Here is a 16,730-nt window from a genome sequence, read left to right as displayed (position 1 = left end):
TCGACTTAAAGATTTTTCGTGGTTTCAAGTCTACGCGCCTTCTAAGAAAGACGGCGCAGTTTATGCGGCAGCCTTGGCGGTTTCTGCCTTCGCAGCAGCCTCTTCGGCGGTCTTATTTGGCCAGAACTGCTTCATAGCGATGACAGCGATGGCCGCCACCGCCACGCCCGCGAGGATGGCCACGAAGTAAGCCCATGCAGGCTCGATTGCGAAGATGACGAAGATGCCGCCGTGCGGAGCGCGGGACATGACACCCAGCGCCATCGACAGTGCGCCGGTGACCGCACCGCCGAGCATCATGGACGGGATGACGCGAAGCGGGTCGGCGGCAGCGAATGGGATAGCACCTTCGGAGACGAAGGACAGGCCCAGCAGCCATGCGGATTTGCCGTTCTCCTGCTCCGCCGGGGTGAAGAGGTTCTTGCGCACGAAGGTAGCGATAGACAGTGCGATGGGGGCGACCATACCGGAGGCCATGACAGCGGCCATGATCTTCATGGAAGCTTCGTCACCGGTGGACAGACCTGCGGTGGCGAAGAGGTAAGCGGCCTTGTTGACCGGACCGCCCAGGTCAGAGCACATCATGAGACCGAGGATGATGCCCAGCAACACAGCGGAGGAGTCGGACATGGAGGCGAGCCAGTTCTGCAAACCGTTCATGATGGCGGCCAATGGAGCACCGAGTAGCAGGTACATGAGCAGACCAGTAATCATGGTGGCAAGAAGCGGAATGATGACGACCGGCATGAGGGAGCCGACCCAGCGTGGGACCTTCCACTTGCCAATCCACATGGCAACGAAACCAGCGATAAGACCGGTGACCAGACCGCCGATGAAGCCGGCGCCCAAGGTGACGGCGATGGCGCCGCCGGCGAAGCCCGGCGCAATGCCTGGGCGTCCCGCCAGTGCGAAGGCAATATAGCCGGAGAGAGCCGCGACAATGAATCCCATCGCCGCTTGGCCGATGGCGAAGAGCACGGCGCCAAGGTAGAGACCAAGGCCTGAGTGCTTGAACGTCATCGTTGCGCCGTCGACCACTACGTCATGGCCAGGCAGGTTCGTCAGCGAGTAGTCGGTGGTGATGGCCTGCCATCCGTTGGCTACGTCGTAGCCGCCAAGCAAGAATCCCAGCGCCAGGAGAAGGCCGCCTGCGGCGACGAAGGGCACCATGTAGGACACGCCGGTCATGATGGCTTGCTGGATGCGCTTGCCCCAGCCGAGGCCCTCGCCTTCCTCTTGAGCGTTCGAGGAAGCGGCACCAGCAGTGCCTGACACCTTGTGAGCGTTCGGGTTCTTCGAGGCAGCAATAGCCTCGTCGATCATTACGCCCGGTTCGTTAATGGCGCGTTTGACTCCGGATTCGATGACCGGCTTACCTGCGAAGCGCTCACGGTCGCGCACTCCGACGTCGGTGGCGAAAATGACGGCGTCAGCATTCTCGATGACGTTAGCGGACACAGCGGTGTTGTTGGAGGAACCTTGCGTCTCAACGGTGAGCTCGACATCGTCGCGCTCTTCGGCGGTCTGGGTAAGGGCATCAGCAGCCATGTACGTGTGCGCGATACCGGTGGGGCAGGCAGTCACAGCGACGATGCGCGTTTTCTTCGAACCCTTGGCCTCGTCCGTGGAAGCGGATAAAGAAGTAGAAGCGGGAACAGTGGCGCCGGCAGCCGCAGATTCTGCTGGTACAGCCTTCTTTTTGGGCTTTTCAGCGTTGACCACGTCGAGAACGACCTTGACGATTTCGTCCTTGGTCTCTGCGTTGCGCAAGGCCTCGAGGAAGTCCTTCTTCACTAGCGCGCGGGCTAGCTTCGAAAGGATCTTCAGGTGTGCCTTGCCACCGCCTTCCGGAGCGGCGATGAGGAAAACCAGCTGTGCGTCACCATCGGGACCGGAGAAGTCGACACCGCGAGACAAGCGGGCAAAGGCCAGAGTTGGTTCGGTGACTGCTGCAGAACGACAGTGGGGAATGGCGACGCCCCCGGGAACGCCTGTGCCAGCCTTGGCTTCACGAGCAATGGCAGGTGCGGCGAGCTCATCGACGCTGCTAGCGCGGCCGGTATCATGAACCAGTGTGGCGAGGTTAGTAATGACGGATTCGATGCTGTCACCGAAGTCGGCATCGAGCGCCACGAGGTCGGTGGTAATAAGATCGGATGCCATGCTTATGCACTCCTAACAGGTGCTATAGGGCGGGCACTGCAGAAACTGCAGTTTGATCGATATCGAGTTGTTCTGGGGAAGGCAGTTGAGTCCCAGGCAGGGAAGCGGCCGCGGAACCATAAGCGACAGCCTGTCGCAGCGCCTCCGCGTATGAGGAACCGTTTCGGCGCGCGAGGATGTATCCAGACAGGGATGAATCACCCGCGCCCACTGTGGACTTCACGCTGATTGGCGGGGGAGTAGCGACCCATGCTTCATCTGCGGTGACGAGCACGGCGCCAGCTCCGCCGAGGGTGACGAGCACCTCAGGGATGCCGCGTTCGACGATGACTCTTGCGGATTCCACCACACCACTAAAATCACCATTTTCGGCGTTGGCCTCCAGCGCTTCGCCATCGACGCCCGCAAGCTGACCCAGCTCGAGGCCATTGGGCTTTATGAGGTCTGGGGCCGCGGTGCTGAGGTTCTCACCCAAGGCCGCCATGGGGGCGTCGGAGGTATCCACAGCGACGCGGAGCTCAGGGTTGGCGGTGCGAGCAACGCTCATCAGTTCGGTGTACCACTCGGTGGGAACTCCCCGCGGAAGAGAGCCTGACATGACGAGCCACTCGGCTTGTGGGGAATGTTCCTTCAGCGCAGCAGCGATAGCGCTGCGGTCCTGTGCCGTTAGTGTGGGGCCCGGGCCGTTGAGCTTCGTTGTGCGACCGTCAGGTTCGGTGAGGGTGGTGTTGGTGCGAACGGTGCCGTCGATAGGCACTGCGTGCACAGGGATGGAGTCTGCGGCTGCTAGAGCGAGGAAGTGATCGGACGCCGCCGCTGGTAAGAGGGCAAGGCTGTCGACGCCTGCCATCGTTACCGCGTGGGTTACGTTGACTCCCTTGCCACCTGCGACATGGGAGACAGATTCGGCGCGGTGAACGGCACCCGGACGTATGGATTCGTTCAGAGAGATCGTGGCGTCGATACTGGGGTTGGGGGTCAAGGTAAGGATCATTCTGGACAATCGTCCCCTTTCGCAGTGTGCGTATATTGGGTGCCAACGCGCTTCGCGGCGTTTGGTGCCACGACGCGGGTTGCCCCAGTCAGCGACAAATAGATGTTGCTTCTATTCCGATTGTTGTCTGATTGTGCCCGAAAGTCAATAGAATCACTGTGGTTTTCGTTGCATTTTCATCCGACTTGTGATGATCTGGGGTAGAGAAACAATCGTCTCCGTTAAGGAAATGTGTCATGGAAACCGCATCCCCATCCACCATTAAAGGAACCGGAGTTGTTGCCGGTGTTGCATACGCCGAGGCAGTGTGGGTTCGTCCCCGTCCAGAACTACCCCAGGCCGGTGAAACCATCGCGGAGGACAAGCGCGATGCTGAGTACGACCGTTTTCTGGAAGCCGTCGATGTTGTGGCCAGCCGCCTAGAGCAGCGAGCTGCCGGTGCCGAAGGCCAAGCTGCCGAGGTGCTCGGCGCTACGGCCGGCATGGTGAAGGACCGTGGCTGGCACAAGGCAGTGCGTAAAGGAATCCGTGGTGGCAAGAACGCCGAGTATGCCACCGTGGGAGCCACGGACAAGTTTGTCACGATGTTTGAAGCCGCTGGCGGTGTTATGGCCGAGCGCACGACGGACTTGAAGGACGTGCGTGATCGTGTGATCGCGCAGCTGCGTGGTGAACAGGAACCGGGCCTGCCCATGGTTGAAGGCGAGGCTGTTCTGCTTGCAGACGACCTGGCCCCCGCCGATACCGCTACCCTGGACACCTCCCACATCAAGGCTCTCGTCACTGAGCTCGGCGGTCCGACCAGCCACACGGCAATCATCGCCCGTCAGCTCGATATTCCTTGCATTGTGGCAGTCGGCGCAGATTTGCGCACAATCGAAGCTGGTACCCAGGTCTTTGTTGATGGCTCGGTGGGCACGGTTGCACTTGGTGCTGACCGTGAGAGCTCTCTTCAAGCGGTGGAAGAGTACCGCGAGAAGGCTGCACGTGTTGCAGAATGGCGTGGCCCAGCGCAGACCAAGGATGGTCACCGCGTGCAGTTGCTTGCCAATGTCGCCGATGGAAACGCTGCACGTATTGCCTCGGACTCTCAGGCAGAAGGCATTGGCCTGTATCGTACAGAGCTCTCCTTCCTCTCTGCGAGCGAGGAACCGACAGTTGACGAGCAGGCACGAATCTACGGAAAGGTCTTCAATGCCTTCCCTGAATCCAAGGTTGTTGTTCGCACCCTCGATGCAGGCTCGGATAAGCCAATTTCTTACGCCACCCTAGATTCTGAGGAGAATCCAGCACTGGGCGTGCGCGGACTGCGCGTGGCTCGCGATAATGAGGCACTGCTCACCCGTCAGCTTGACGCTATTGCTCAAGCTGCAGCCAACCGTGGTGAGGAGGCAACCACGTGGGTTATGGCTCCGATGGTCGCCACCGCTGTGGAGGCGAAGTGGTTTGCAGATCTGTGTCGTGAGCGCGGACTCACTGCTGGAGCCATGATTGAGGTTCCTGCAGCGGCCCTCATGGCCGACACCATCATGCCGCACTTGGACTTCGTGTCAATCGGTACCAATGACCTTACGCAGTACACGATGGCAGCAGACCGACTGTCACCGCAGCTGGCCTACTTGACCGACCCATGGCAGCCTGCTGTTCTGCGCCTTATTCAGCACACATGCGTGGTGGGACGTGACAACAACGTCCCGGTTGGTGTGTGTGGTGAGGCGGCAGCTGATCCGATGCTGGCCTGTGTTCTTACTGGTTTGGGTGTGACCTCGCTGTCGGCTGCATCGACTGCTGTCGCTGGCGTTGGAGCACAGCTGGCTGAACTTACCTTCGAGCAGTGCGAGAAGATGGCGGAAGCCGCCATCAATGCGGAGGGCCCAGCCGAGGCCCGTACGGCAGTTATTGCTCTGCTAGAGGAATTCTAAATACGCCCACCGTGCCTCTAACGTGATACGAAAATCCGCCCCAGCCCTTGACTATAAAAGAGAAGGGCTGGGGCGGATTCTTGCTGTCGCTAAATCGGAAGGTCGAGCCGAACCGATAGGCAAAAATTTCATGCCCCGGTGAGGCTCTTTATTTGTCCTTGGCGATGATGACGTCGATGTCGTGATCCTTGAGAGCCTCGATGAAGGTCTCAGGTGCAGCTGCATCGGTAATGACAACGTCGATGTCATTGAGTGAAGCAAAGCTGACCAGGTAGTCGTTACCCAACTTGGAAGAGTCGCAGAGAACAACGACTCGATGAGCGTTAGTCACGAATGCTGATTTGATCGCAGCTTCTTGAGAATCAGCAGTGGATAGACCATGGTCGATGGTCAATGCGTTGGTACCAATAAAAGCAACGTCGGCGCGCATAAGTGCCATAGTGCGAAGGGCCGTATCGCCAACGACGGCTTGAGTAATGGCACGAACGGTACCGCCGAGCAGCTGCACGTCAGAAACCCCATTGCTGGCTAGAGAAAGGGCAATGGGAAGACTATTAGAGACTATATTGAACTGTCCAGCAGAGAAGCGCTGCCCAATCAGGTCAGCGAGGGCGTTAGTCGTTGTGCCTGCGTCGAGGAAGATACTGCCGCCATCCGGTAGCTGATCAAGAGCAGCTCGTGCAATAGCCATCTTTGCGCCAGTTGCAGAGCGTTGGCGCGTGTCCAGAGTGAACTCTGCGGTCTGAAAGGACTGGGAGGCCACAGCGCCGCCGTGGACGCGGTGAACAACGCCTTCGCGGTCGAGGACAGCAAGGTCTCGGCGGATGGTTTCGGCTGTGACGTCGAACCGTTCAGAGAGTTCGGTGACGTTGACTCGACCTTCCACGGCGGTCAATGAGGCAATCTGGCGACGGCGCTCTTCGGCGTACATAGTTCCTCCCTTTGAGGGGCTCCATGGGGTTGGTCGCTGCGCCAAGTCGGAATGGAGTAATCCGCGAGGCGGCTTAGCGGACGGAGCAACACGCGTTGCTGTGATGTTCCCATTCTCCCATTGAGTGCGGGCAAAACGGAACTAAGCAAAGAGAACTACACATCAAAAAGGCTTAATTTCTTGCCTAAACTGGCTCTGTACAGCGAATTTGGGAATCTGTGATCTTGGCCGCTAAACGGGCATAAATCGGACATCTACACACACAAGGGGGTAGGAGAAAAGATAAAACCCGCTCGATATGTCCACATGGAGTGAGGCAAGAAGGGTAAATCGAGCGGGGTAATGATAGGTGGAGGAGAGGCGGGTGTGTGAGGGTTAGAGCTTGCGGAACACCGAGACAACCTTGCCCATAATTTCCGCCTCGTCACCTTTAATGGGTGAATATGCGTCGTTGTGCGGAAGGAGCCATACGCCAGAGGAGTCACGGTGAAACTCCTTGACGGTGGCCTCTTCGCCGTCGAGAAGAGCCGCTACAAATTCGCCCTCTTCCGCTACGGACTGGGAACGGATAATGACCCAATCGCCATTTAGGATTCCGGCATCTTGCATGGAGTCACCCACAACCTGCAACATGTAAAGTTCCCCATTTCCTACGATGTCATCCGGCATTGGGAAATAGGTGTCGATGTTTTCTTCCGCAGTTATGGGGGAACCTGCGGCGATGCGACCTACTACTGGGATGTATGTTGGCGCCGAAGCTTCCTCAGGAATATCTCCAGTTGCAAATTCGACGACGTTTTTGGTGGCGCCGGTCTTGCGGCCGGGTTTCTTGGAATCGTCAGCGTTAGGGAAGTGGCGAACATCGACGGCGCGTGGCTTGTTGGGATCGCGGCGCAGGAAACCCTTCTCTTCGAGTTGCTTGAGTTGGTAGGCCACAGAGGAGGTGGATTGAAGTCCGGTGGCATCACCAATCTCGCGAATGCTTGGCGGATAGCCACGCAGCATCACGGCATCGTGGATCACTTCGAGAATGCGGCGCTGGCGAGCGGACAGAGATTCGAGAGTGGGTTGGTCGCTCTTCTTTGCTTTGCGGGCCATGTTTTCTCCTGGCTGACTCGAGGGATGGCGGTAGGGGTGTTTCTAGGGTGACGTAAACGGGGTAGAGCATTTCGAATGCCTGTCTCCTTTCTAGCATGGAAAGAAAAAATGTTCGACAGTTGCCACGCAAATATGGACAAACTTTCGAGAGGGTGTTATAAATCGAACATACAGACCAAATCGAACGATTGGGCGATGACGGTGTTCGAAGGTGTCGGAGCGGTTTTCTACACTGTAGCCATCATCGTCAGCGAATAATTGCAATCTGAAAGGTAAGAACATGGCTATCGTACTTAATGCCCCGAACAAGCACGGCTTCTCTCGCAACGAGGGAAGGACTTCTCGTCCTGAAATTGTCCCGCCAGCAGCTGTGTGGGAGCCTGCGGTTGCACAGTTTGCGCCAAGCCGCTCGCTACAGACTTTGCCTAGTGTTCGAACTTTATCTCCACTAGATAGAACACAAGAGCGTGACGTTAGGCGCTCTCGCTATTGTGCTTCGAGCGTAAAGTCGGGCTCGAACCGCCGGTTAGGAAACTCGAACGTAGGTAACTATGTTCTTGGTGCAGTCTTCGGTGCTGCTGTATTCGTCGGAACCGTGTGGGGCGGGCTGAGCATCGACAGTGAGGTGTCGTCGGCACCGACAACAACGCCCGTTACAGTGGCAACTTCGCACTAGGGACTATCAGAGGACTGGTAGGTACCCAGGCGGGTGAGCAGTGAGTAGACTACGAGGCGATAAGCTGCGTCTTGCCCGCTGATTGTAAGACGGTCCTTCTTTTGGGCTCGTTCACTCGGAAAGGCGCATTTGTGTGACCACGAGGAAGGATGCCGAGCCGTGTATTGCCCGTTCTGTCACAATGAACAGTCGCGCGTTATTGACTCTCGCGTAGTTGATAGTGGTACCTCGATCCGCCGCCGTCGAGAATGCACTGCGTGTAAGGGTCGTTTTACCACTGTTGAAAAAGCCGTTCTGCTGGTGGTTAAACGCAATGGCCTTGCCGAGCCATTCAGCCGTGACAAACTTATTCGCGGTGTTCAGCGAGCCTGCCAAGGCCGCGACGTCAGCGACGATGCATTGAAGAAGCTGGCCCAGGAGGTCGAGGAAACCATCCGCAGCCATGGTTCCTCCCAAGTCAATGCCAATGACATCGGTTTGGCTATCTTGGAACCACTGCGTGACCTCGACGAGGTTGCCTACCTTCGTTTCGCGTCGGTCTACAAGTCCTTCGAAAGCGCGGACGACTTTGAGTCAGAGATTCGTCTCATGCGCCGCCGAGATAGGGACTCTTTCTAACGCAGTTTATCGGCCGCTTTCTGTACTCGGCGCAGTGATACAGCGTGAGCGGTGCCTAAACGCTGTGCAAAAAGCGATACGCGCAGCTCCTCGATCATCCAGTAGATGTCCTTGACCTCACGCGTTTTTTCACGCCCCGCGGGTAAAGCACGCAAACGATTGGTCAGGTAAGCCTTGGCCTCGTCAATGTCAGCCTGGCGGTCAGCGTCTCGGTCCGGATCGAGGTTCATGTCCTCGAGGCGGATCCGTGCGGCCTGGATGTAGCGTGGGAGGTGACGCAGATGCTGAATGCCGTGGACCGTTAGAGCATTGGATGGAAGCAGGAACTCGAGTTGCGCGCGTATGTCGTCGATAGCTGGTCCTTCCCAGTGCTTCAGTTCTGCCGAGAGGTTGGAATACTCGGCCAGGCCTGGAGCAATCGCTACTACCGACTGTCGCACGCGACCTGGTACCTCTGGCTTAACTGCGTTGAGAAGTGCGGTGAATTCCGCAGGACTGCGAACAGGGCCGCCCTTTTCCATCATGATGTCCCGCACGGCGGCGACACGGGCGTCATTAATTAGCCCATCTGCTCCTCCGTGTGGGTAGGCGTCAACAGCCACGCGCTGCTGCAGCGGTAGGCCCTTGACCATCTGTTGTGTGTTCACGGAAATCTCACGGAGCAGCAACGTGAGAGTAGTGGTGATCATGGAGGCGTCGGCAGCCGCCTTGGTGGGATGCACTTTAAGGGCGACTCCTTCCTTGGTCGCCACAAGTGCCGGGTAGGCAGTGACTTCATGGCCATCTACCACGGTGGTAACTTCCTCATCGATGCTGCCCAAAGTGTCGTCGGACCATTCCTTGACGGCCTTGGATTCAGATTTGCGGCCCACGCGGGATACAGAGGAAGAAATATGTCCCGCCTGTCGTTGGACCAATTCCTTGAGGTCACGATCTGAATCAATGATTTTGCCGCGTTTATCCACCGCGGCGAAATTCATACGCAGGTGCGGGTCCAGCTGGTCAGGGCGGAAATCGCTGGCATTGATGCCTTGTCCGCCCATCTCTTGTAGAACTGCTGCGAGCTGCTCGGTGATGCGCCCTTCGTAGGGCAAAAGCTTGGGCAGTGCTCTCTCAGCAAATTCCGGTGCCGGGACGACGGTACGGCGCAAAGCCTTAGGCAAGGAGCGGATGAGTTCGGTGATGAGCTCGAGGCGAAGGCCAGGAACGAGCCAATCGAAGCCCTCGGCGTCGAGGCCTGCAAGCAGCGGTACAGGGACCATGAGGGTAACGCCGTCCAAGGGGTCGCCCGGCTCAAATTTGTAGGAAAGGTCGTAATCAATACTGCCCTTGAGCCAGCGATCCGGGAAGGCCTCTTCAGTGACGTCGTGGTCATCGTCAAGAAGCTTTTCAGGGTCAAAGTCAAGCACATGCTTGTTCTTCTGCTTCTTCCACCAAGAGTCGAAGTGTTTCGCCGTGGTGATAGTCTCCGGGATGCGCTGGTCGTAGAAGTCGAACAATGTGTCCTCGTCGACGACGAGACCACGCCGGCGGGCCTTTTCCTCGAATTCTGAAGCTTCAGCGAGCTTGCGCTTGTTGTCATGGAAGAAGTGGTGGTGGGTGGTCCAGTCGCCGTCGACAAGCGCGTTACGAATGAACATATCGCGAGCCGCAGCCTTATCTACATGGTGATAGGGCACCGTGCGGTCAGCTACGACAGTGACGCCATACAGCGTCGAACGCTGAGTTGCCACTGCGGAGCCACGCTTGCGTGACCATGTGGGATCAGAATAGTTGTGTTTGAGCAGATCTTTCGCCAGCTTTTCCACCCATGCTGGGTCGATTGCGGCGACATCGCGCGCCCACAGCCGAGAGGTCTCGACTAGTTCAGCGGCCATGAGGAACTCTGGAGGTTTCTTCGCCAGCGCGGAGCCAGGGAAGACGAGGAAGCGGGTATTCCGCGCACCAATGAATTCCTTGGAATTGCCGTCGCGGGCGCCAATGTTGGAGAGCAATCCAGACAGCAGAGACATATGGATGTCATCGGGGCGCCGTTCTGTTCCTTCCTGTGCCTTCCACCCCAGTTGCTTGGCCACGTCACGCAGTTGGCGCACGAGGTCGAACCACTCGCGGATACGCATATAGTGCAGGAAATCCGCTTTCATCCGCTTGCGGAAGGCATTGCCGCTCATTTCCTCGCGGGCTTCCTGGACAAAGTCCCAGAGGTTGAGCATGGACAAAAAGTCTGAGGTCTTGTCCTTGAACCGGGCATGGGACTGGTCCGCTTGAGTTTGCTTGTCTAGGGGGCGCTCGCGCACGTCTTGGATAGTCATGGCGGCGACAATGATCATGACGTCGGTAAGGCAGCCTGACGTATTGGCCTCGACGAGCATGCGGGCCATCCGCGGATCGACTGGAATACGCGCCAAGTCTCGTCCCACGTGAGTCAAGACGGGAAGGCCATCTTTTTCTTTGTGCTGGAGCGCACCCAGTTCATGCAGGAGAAGCAAACCATCGCGTACGGCTTTAGGCTCGGGAGGCTGGACGAAAGGAAACTCCGAAATATCGCCTAGCCGTAGCGAAATCATCTGCAGAATGACGCTGGCCAGATTGGTGCGCAAAATCTCCGGGTCGGTGAACTCAGGGCGGGACAGGAAGTCCTGCTCGCTGTAGAGGCGAATGGCAATGCCGTCAGCCACACGTCCACAACGGCCAGAGCGTTGGTTGGCGCTGGCCTGGGAAATAGGCTCAATAGGCAGACGCTGGACCTTGGTGCGGGTGGAGTAGCGCGAAATACGCGCGGTGCCGGTGTCCACGACATAGCGGATACCGGGAACAGTCAGTGACGTTTCGGCAATGTTGGTGGAGAGCACGATTCTTCGCCCGCTATGCGGGGTAAATACTCGGTGCTGCTCTTGGTTGGACAGTCGTCCAAATAGGGGAGTGACTTCTACGCCACGCCAGTGGCGGCCCTCGATGGCTTCCATAGCATCGCGGATATCGCGTTCACCGGGGAAGAAACAAAGGATGTCGCCTTCGCCCTCGGCCATGAGCTCTTCGATGGCCTCACACAGGGCGTCCAAGGGATCGATATCAATGGTTTTGCCACCAGATTCAATCTCCAATGGACGGTAACGGATCTCTACCGGGTAGGTGCGTCCGGAGACCTCGATGATGGGGGCAGGTTCACCATCGGCGTCAGCGAAGTGCGTGGCGAAGCGCTCTGGATCAATAGTGGCAGAAGTGATGATGACCTTAAGGTCTGGCCGTTGAGGAAGAAGCCGCTTGAGGTAGCCCAACAAGAAGTCAATGTTGAGGGAGCGCTCGTGGGCCTCGTCGATAATGATGGTGTCGTAGGCGTTGAGGAAACGGTCGCGCTGCATTTCTGCAAGCAAAATACCGTCGGTCATGAGCTTTACGGCCGTGGTGGAGGACACCTTGTCATCGAAGCGAATGGCGTAACCAACAGATTCCCCGATGGATTGACCGAGCTCGTCGGCGATGCGCTCAGCGACCGTGCGGGCGGCAAGACGGCGGGGCTGGGTATGCCCAATGAGACCACGGCGCCCGCGGCCGAGCTCCAGACAGATCTTGGGAATCTGAGTTGTCTTACCGGAACCAGTCTCACCGGCAATGATGACCACCTGGTTGTTCGCGATGGCCTCGGCGAGGTCCTCCTTGCGGGCGGTAACGGGAAGCTGCTCTGGGTACGAAATTACCGGCACACCAGCGTCGATGGCGGCCACTCGCTTTTGTGCTGCGGCAATATCTGCGCCAATTGCTTCGAGGGCCTTTGGGGCGCGGGCTTTACGGAGGCGGCGGCGGAATGCGCGTTCATCACTCAACGAAACGTTAGTGAGAGCGCTATAGAGTTCATCGCGAGTTGCAGTCATAATCGCCCTAAAAGTCTACTCGCTCATGGATTATCGTGAAGTTGTTGGTACGCTCGTGTTGTCTGTGTGACCAAAGATGTAAAGGACACAAACAATGACTAATCCCTTTGACCCTAAATCGGAGGACAATTCCTCCAACAACGGTTTCGGCAACGGCGCTAACAACGGTGCTGGAAACAACGGTGGATTGCCGCGTTATGAGACGACAAACCACCCGGAAGACCAGGCAGGTTTCGGCCAACCTGGCGGATACGGCGCCAACGGCGGCTATGGCTCGAATGAGGGTTTCGGTGGAAACTCTCAAGATGCGGGACAGCCAGGCGCTAACGCCTATGGTGCAAGCCAAGAATATGGCGGCTATGGTGCCTACAACACCGGCCAGCCAGGCTACGCTGGTGCTAACTATGGTGAGGACGGCAGCTACGCGGGCCCCGGCCCACAGGCAGGCCCAGCCTACACCGGCCCGGTGAGCGCTATCGAGGCTATTAAGTGGGGCTTCGGTGCTGCACTGAAGAATCCGGTGCTCTGGATTCTGGGTGCCTTCGTGGTCGGAATCGTTCAGGTTGTTCCGCAGATTTCTCTGAGTATCGTTCAGCAGAACGGCGATAGCGTGGAAACAGGTCTGACTGTCAATTTCCTGTCGCTTCTCGTGAGCATCCTAGCCTTGGTAATCAGTTTGATCGTCTACCGCTTGGCATACCGCGAAATTGACACGCCTAAGCCGACGTGGGGCACCCTCTTCCAAGGTATTCGCTGGGTGCAGCCGTTGGTCGTCAACCTCGTGCTGGGTGTGCTTGCGGCTATTGCCATGGTGATCGCCATTGTCGCAATCTTTGTCTTGGGCTTCGGCGGTGCTGCGGCGACGGGCTCCGGCAGCATTGAACAACTCGAGGAGGGCCAAGTCCTGGCCCTCGTGGGCTCTGTGTTTGGCGGACTGATTGTGGTTGCACTCATTGCATTGTTCATTCAGCCTTTCTTCACCCTTATGCCGTGGTTGGCTGCGGATACCTCCTCCATCGGTGAGGCATTCTCTCAGGGCCTGAAGCTGGGCAAGCAGAACTACAGCCACATCCTGCTGCTCCTCGTACTGTCGGGCCTTCTCGCTGCGGCTTCTGTAATTACTCTGGGCTTGGCACTTGTGGTCATCGGTCCGGCATTGCAATTGGCTACGGCGCATCTGTGCCGTCAGTGCCAAGGACGCTACGCGCCGGCAGCGTAGATAAGAGTCTGCCTTAGTGGGTAGGTGAGAACGCCACCTCTTTCTCCACGCGTCATAGCGTGGCGGCAAGAAGGTGGCGTTTGTCGTTTTACTCGTGAGGGGACGTGACGGGGATAAGTGCGCGTGAGCGTTCCACCGCTGCCTGGTAGGCAGAGGTGACCAGTGAACCGAAGGCGTGAAACTCTTCGGCGCGCGCTGCGGACGACCGGAACGTCAGGCCTACTTGTCGCTCGGCGGTGACGGCAGGTGCAAAACGCGCTACTGCTAGATCAGGGCTCGTGCATTCGGTTGCCAGCGCTGACTCGGGCACGAGCGTGGTACCGAGTCCGCCCATGACGAGCTGCAGAATGGTGGTGAGTGATGATGCGCGGGTGACTGCATTCGTTGCTTCGGAGGGGTTAATCTTGGCCCGCCGGCAGAGGTCGAGCGCCTGGTCGCGGAGGCAATGGCCATCATCAAGCAGTAATAAGTCGAGGTCTTCGAGTTGCTTTAGTGTGAGATCGGAGCGCCCTGCTAGAGGGTGCTTGGAGGGCGTAACGACAGTGAAGTGCTCAGCGTAGAGCGGCACTTCCACCATGCCGGCGGCCTCCGTGGGAAGGGCCGTAATGGCGAGGTCGATCGTGCCTTCACGAAGTTTGTCGAGCAAGTGTTGAGTCTGCTCTTCCACGAAGCGCGGTTCGAGTTCGGGGTAGACCTCCGTGATGGACTGGAGGAGTTCCGGGAGGATATACGGCGCGATAGTGGGGATGACGCCAATGGTCAAGGGGCCGGTGAGCGTACCATTAGCCCCGCGGGCGCGGGCGAGGAAAGCATCGGAGGCCTCGAGGGCCGCCTTGGCAAAGGGGAGGAGCTCTTCGCCAACGGAGGTGACGATGACTTTTCGGGTAGAGCGCTCGATGAGTTGTATGCCGAGGCCCTGTTCTAAGGCGACGAGGGCTTGTGACAGGGATGGCTGGGAGATGTCGAGCTTGGACGCTGCGGTTCCAAAGTGTTTATTCTCCGCGATGGTGACGAAGGTGCGCAGCTGGGCTAGCGTCGGACGATACTCCTTATTGTTCATGCCTATAACTCTAACACTTATAAATAAGTCAAACTATTGACTTGCGAAGAAACTGTTGGCATACTTGGCGAGTGAGTGGCTATGCGTCTGCGTGATGACACACTGGCGTGTGGTTACAGAGATTTGCATCACAGTTTCTTCAAGGAGTTGACCCTTTCTATGTCTATCCTGACCGTCGGCGAAAAGTTCCCCGAGTTCGAGTTGACCGCGCTCAAGGGCGGCGATCTGCACGACGTAAACGCGAACCAGCCGGAGGACTACTTCGAGCAGGTGTCCCTGGATAAGTACCGTGGCATGTGGAAGGTTGTGTTCTTCTACCCGAAGGACTTCACCTTCGTGTGCCCGACTGAGATTGCTGCCTTTGGCAAGCTGGATGAGGAATTTCAGGACCGCGATACCCAGATTCTCGGCGGCTCCACCGATAATGAGTACGCACACTTCAACTGGCGCGCTACCCACCCGGAACTCAAGGAAGTTCCGTTCCCGATGTTCTCCGACATTCGCCACGACCTGATTCGTGCCCTCGGCGTGGAGAACGCCGATGGTGTGGCAGACCGCGCCACCTTCATTATCGACCCGGATGGCGTTATCCAGTTCGTCTCCGTGACTCCAGATGCTGTGGGCCGCAACGTTGATGAGGTTCTGCGCGTGCTCGACGCACTGCAGTCGGAAGAGGTCTGTGCCTGCAACTGGGAGGCTAATGACCCGACGAAGAACATCAACAAGCTGGACGTCGTTCAGTCCGCCCTCTAACCAGAGGTCGCTGTCTAAACAGAGTGCTCTCGAAAGGAGACCCTCAGTGTCTATTGATAACTTGAAGTCCGCACTTCCGGCTTATGCCAAGGATCAGAAACTTAACCTTGGTACCCTTTCTCGCACCACCGAGCTCAACGAGGAGCAGCTGTGGGGCAGCTTGGTTGCTGCTGCAGCCGCTACCCGCAATGACCAGGTGCTCAAGGAGATCCTGGAGGATGCTCGCGAGCACCTGAGCGAGGAAGCTATTGACGCCGCCCTCGGTGCCGCCACGGTGATGGCCATGAACAACGTGGCCTACCGCGCGAAGAGCTGGTTGGGTGATGACTATGCACAGGTGAAGTTTGGCCTGCGCATGAACATCATCTCTAAGCCAGGTGTTGACAAGGCCACGTTCGAGCTGTGGAACACCGTAGTCTCCGCCATTAACGGCTGTGAGCATTGCCTTTCTGCCCACGCTAAGACTCTGCTCGAGGAAGGCATGGCCAAGGAACAGATTTGGGAAAGCATCAAGGTTGCCGGCGTGGTCCAGGCTGTAGCTCAGGCGCTGCAGGCTGAGGCCGTACGTAACGCTTAGAGGCGAGCCTTTACCGCTTAATCCACGAAACGTCCCACACCGTAGTAGCGGTGGCGGGACGATTCTGCATAGGAGGATGTGTCGGAGTCGGTTGAGATCTGTGAGGCGGAGTTAGCCCACGACTCCGCCAAAAGCAACGCCGATTCCGTAGGTGATGGCCAACCCCAAGGCGCCACCGATAACAAGGCGCAGAACCGAACGGGTAGTGTCGGTGCCTGCGAGGCGGGCGGATACGTATCCGGTGACGGCGAGGGCGATGAGCGTGACAATGGCAACGGTGAATGGTGCTGTTGCCTCCGGTGCAAGGAAGATGGACAGCAAGGGCAGGCAGGCGCCTGCCAAGAAGGACACGGCTGACCAGAACGCTGCATGCCATGGGTTAGTGAGGTCTTCGCCGTCGATGCCGATCTCTAAGCGCAGGTGGGCCTCCAGGAGTCTGTCTTCGGCGGCAATTTCACGCGCTGCAGTGTCTGCAGTTTTCCTGCCCATGCCATAGCTGGAGAGCATGGTTACCAATTCCTCGTGCTCCTGCTCGGGAAGTTCCTCAAGCTCGCGCGTTTCCTTGGTGATCATCATCCGCTCAGAATCGCGCTGGGCAGAGACAGATACGTATTCGCCAAGCGCCATCGAGGCGGCGCCGGACACGGTGGCAGCGAGACCAGCAGTGAGGATTGCGCTTGCCGACGCCCCCGATCCCATCACGCCTAACAGAAGTGCGGCGACGGAGACAATACCGTCGTTAGCGCCGAGTACACCCGCCCGCAGAGAATTCAGCCGCGCGTTGTGGGACGCGCCGTGGGGCTCGTTGCTATGAATGGTCATGGCCTGTTCCTTTACCCAGCTCGGG

General features: G+C 57.9%; 12 protein-coding genes. 5 read left to right on the top strand and 7 right to left on the bottom strand.

The window, feature by feature from the left end; all coding sequences use genetic code 11:
* Positions 1-60: 60 nt before the first annotated feature.
* Entirely contained in the window at positions 61-2,163 is a 2,103-nt protein-coding gene (locus HMPREF2875_RS08560) for a PTS fructose transporter subunit IIABC (RefSeq protein WP_070672126.1), read from the bottom strand.
* A gap of 22 nt (positions 2,164-2,185) precedes the next feature.
* Entirely contained in the window at positions 2,186-3,157 is a 972-nt protein-coding gene (locus tag HMPREF2875_RS08555; protein WP_070672124.1) for a 1-phosphofructokinase family hexose kinase, read from the bottom strand.
* Positions 3,158-3,393: 236 nt separating this feature from the next.
* On the opposite strand from HMPREF2875_RS08555, the gene ptsP reads away from it, so the two are divergent.
* Complete coding sequence (ptsP, locus tag HMPREF2875_RS08550; protein ID WP_070672123.1) at positions 3,394-5,079, top strand: phosphoenolpyruvate--protein phosphotransferase; 1,686 nt, start codon at positions 3,394-3,396, stop codon at positions 5,077-5,079.
* Between the two features lie 148 nt (positions 5,080-5,227).
* Here the strand turns inward: ptsP and HMPREF2875_RS08545 are convergent, their stop codons facing one another.
* Together HMPREF2875_RS08545 and lexA are read right to left on the bottom strand one after the other, a co-directional pair.
* Complete coding sequence (locus HMPREF2875_RS08545) at positions 5,228-6,010, bottom strand: DeoR/GlpR family DNA-binding transcription regulator (RefSeq protein WP_070672121.1); 783 nt, start codon at positions 6,008-6,010, stop codon at positions 5,228-5,230.
* Positions 6,011-6,385: 375 nt separating this feature from the next.
* Complete coding sequence (gene lexA, locus HMPREF2875_RS08540; protein ID WP_070672119.1) at positions 6,386-7,108, bottom strand: transcriptional repressor LexA; 723 nt, start codon at positions 7,106-7,108, stop codon at positions 6,386-6,388.
* 835 nt (positions 7,109-7,943) lie between these two features.
* Here lexA and nrdR point away from each other — a divergent pair.
* The gene (gene nrdR / locus HMPREF2875_RS08535; protein ID WP_070672117.1) at positions 7,944-8,402 is read left to right on the top strand and encodes a transcriptional regulator NrdR; all 459 of its coding nucleotides are present in this window, start codon (positions 7,944-7,946) and stop codon (positions 8,400-8,402) included.
* Here the strand turns inward: nrdR and hrpA are convergent.
* Positions 8,399-12,274: an ATP-dependent RNA helicase HrpA gene (hrpA, locus tag HMPREF2875_RS08530; protein WP_070672116.1), complete on the bottom strand. Its 3,876-nt coding sequence runs from the start codon at positions 12,272-12,274 to the stop codon at positions 8,399-8,401. The genes nrdR and hrpA overlap by 4 nt on opposite strands.
* Positions 12,275-12,368: 94 nt before the next feature.
* On the opposite strand from hrpA, the gene HMPREF2875_RS08525 reads away from it, so the two are divergent.
* Complete coding sequence (locus HMPREF2875_RS08525; protein WP_070672114.1) at positions 12,369-13,493, top strand: hypothetical protein; 1,125 nt, start codon at positions 12,369-12,371, stop codon at positions 13,491-13,493.
* Positions 13,494-13,581: 88 nt separating this feature from the next.
* Here the strand turns inward: HMPREF2875_RS08525 and HMPREF2875_RS08520 are convergent, their stop codons facing one another.
* Positions 13,582-14,553: a hydrogen peroxide-inducible genes activator gene (locus tag HMPREF2875_RS08520; RefSeq protein WP_070672112.1), complete on the bottom strand. Its 972-nt coding sequence runs from the start codon at positions 14,551-14,553 to the stop codon at positions 13,582-13,584.
* Positions 14,554-14,712: 159 nt separating this feature from the next.
* Between HMPREF2875_RS08520 and HMPREF2875_RS08515 the strand changes: the two genes are divergently transcribed.
* Positions 14,713-15,306: a peroxiredoxin gene (locus HMPREF2875_RS08515; RefSeq protein WP_039675772.1), complete on the top strand. Its 594-nt coding sequence runs from the start codon at positions 14,713-14,715 to the stop codon at positions 15,304-15,306.
* Between the two features lie 46 nt (positions 15,307-15,352).
* Positions 15,353-15,883: an alkylhydroperoxidase, AhpD family gene (locus HMPREF2875_RS08510; RefSeq protein WP_070672109.1), complete on the top strand. Its 531-nt coding sequence runs from the start codon at positions 15,353-15,355 to the stop codon at positions 15,881-15,883.
* Positions 15,884-15,994: 111 nt separating this feature from the next.
* Here the strand turns inward: HMPREF2875_RS08510 and HMPREF2875_RS08505 are convergent, their stop codons facing one another.
* Positions 15,995-16,705, bottom strand: a complete 711-nt coding sequence (locus HMPREF2875_RS08505; protein WP_070672107.1) for a VIT1/CCC1 transporter family protein — start codon at positions 16,703-16,705, stop codon at positions 15,995-15,997.
* Positions 16,706-16,730 lie beyond the last annotated feature (25 nt).

The organism is Corynebacterium sp. HMSC078H07, from assembly GCF_001812805.1.
In the GTDB taxonomy this organism is placed as follows: Bacteria; Actinomycetota; Actinomycetes; order Mycobacteriales; family Mycobacteriaceae; genus Corynebacterium.
The sequence above is the reverse complement of the archived record's forward strand: the minus strand, read 5'-3'. Positions and strand labels throughout refer to the sequence as shown.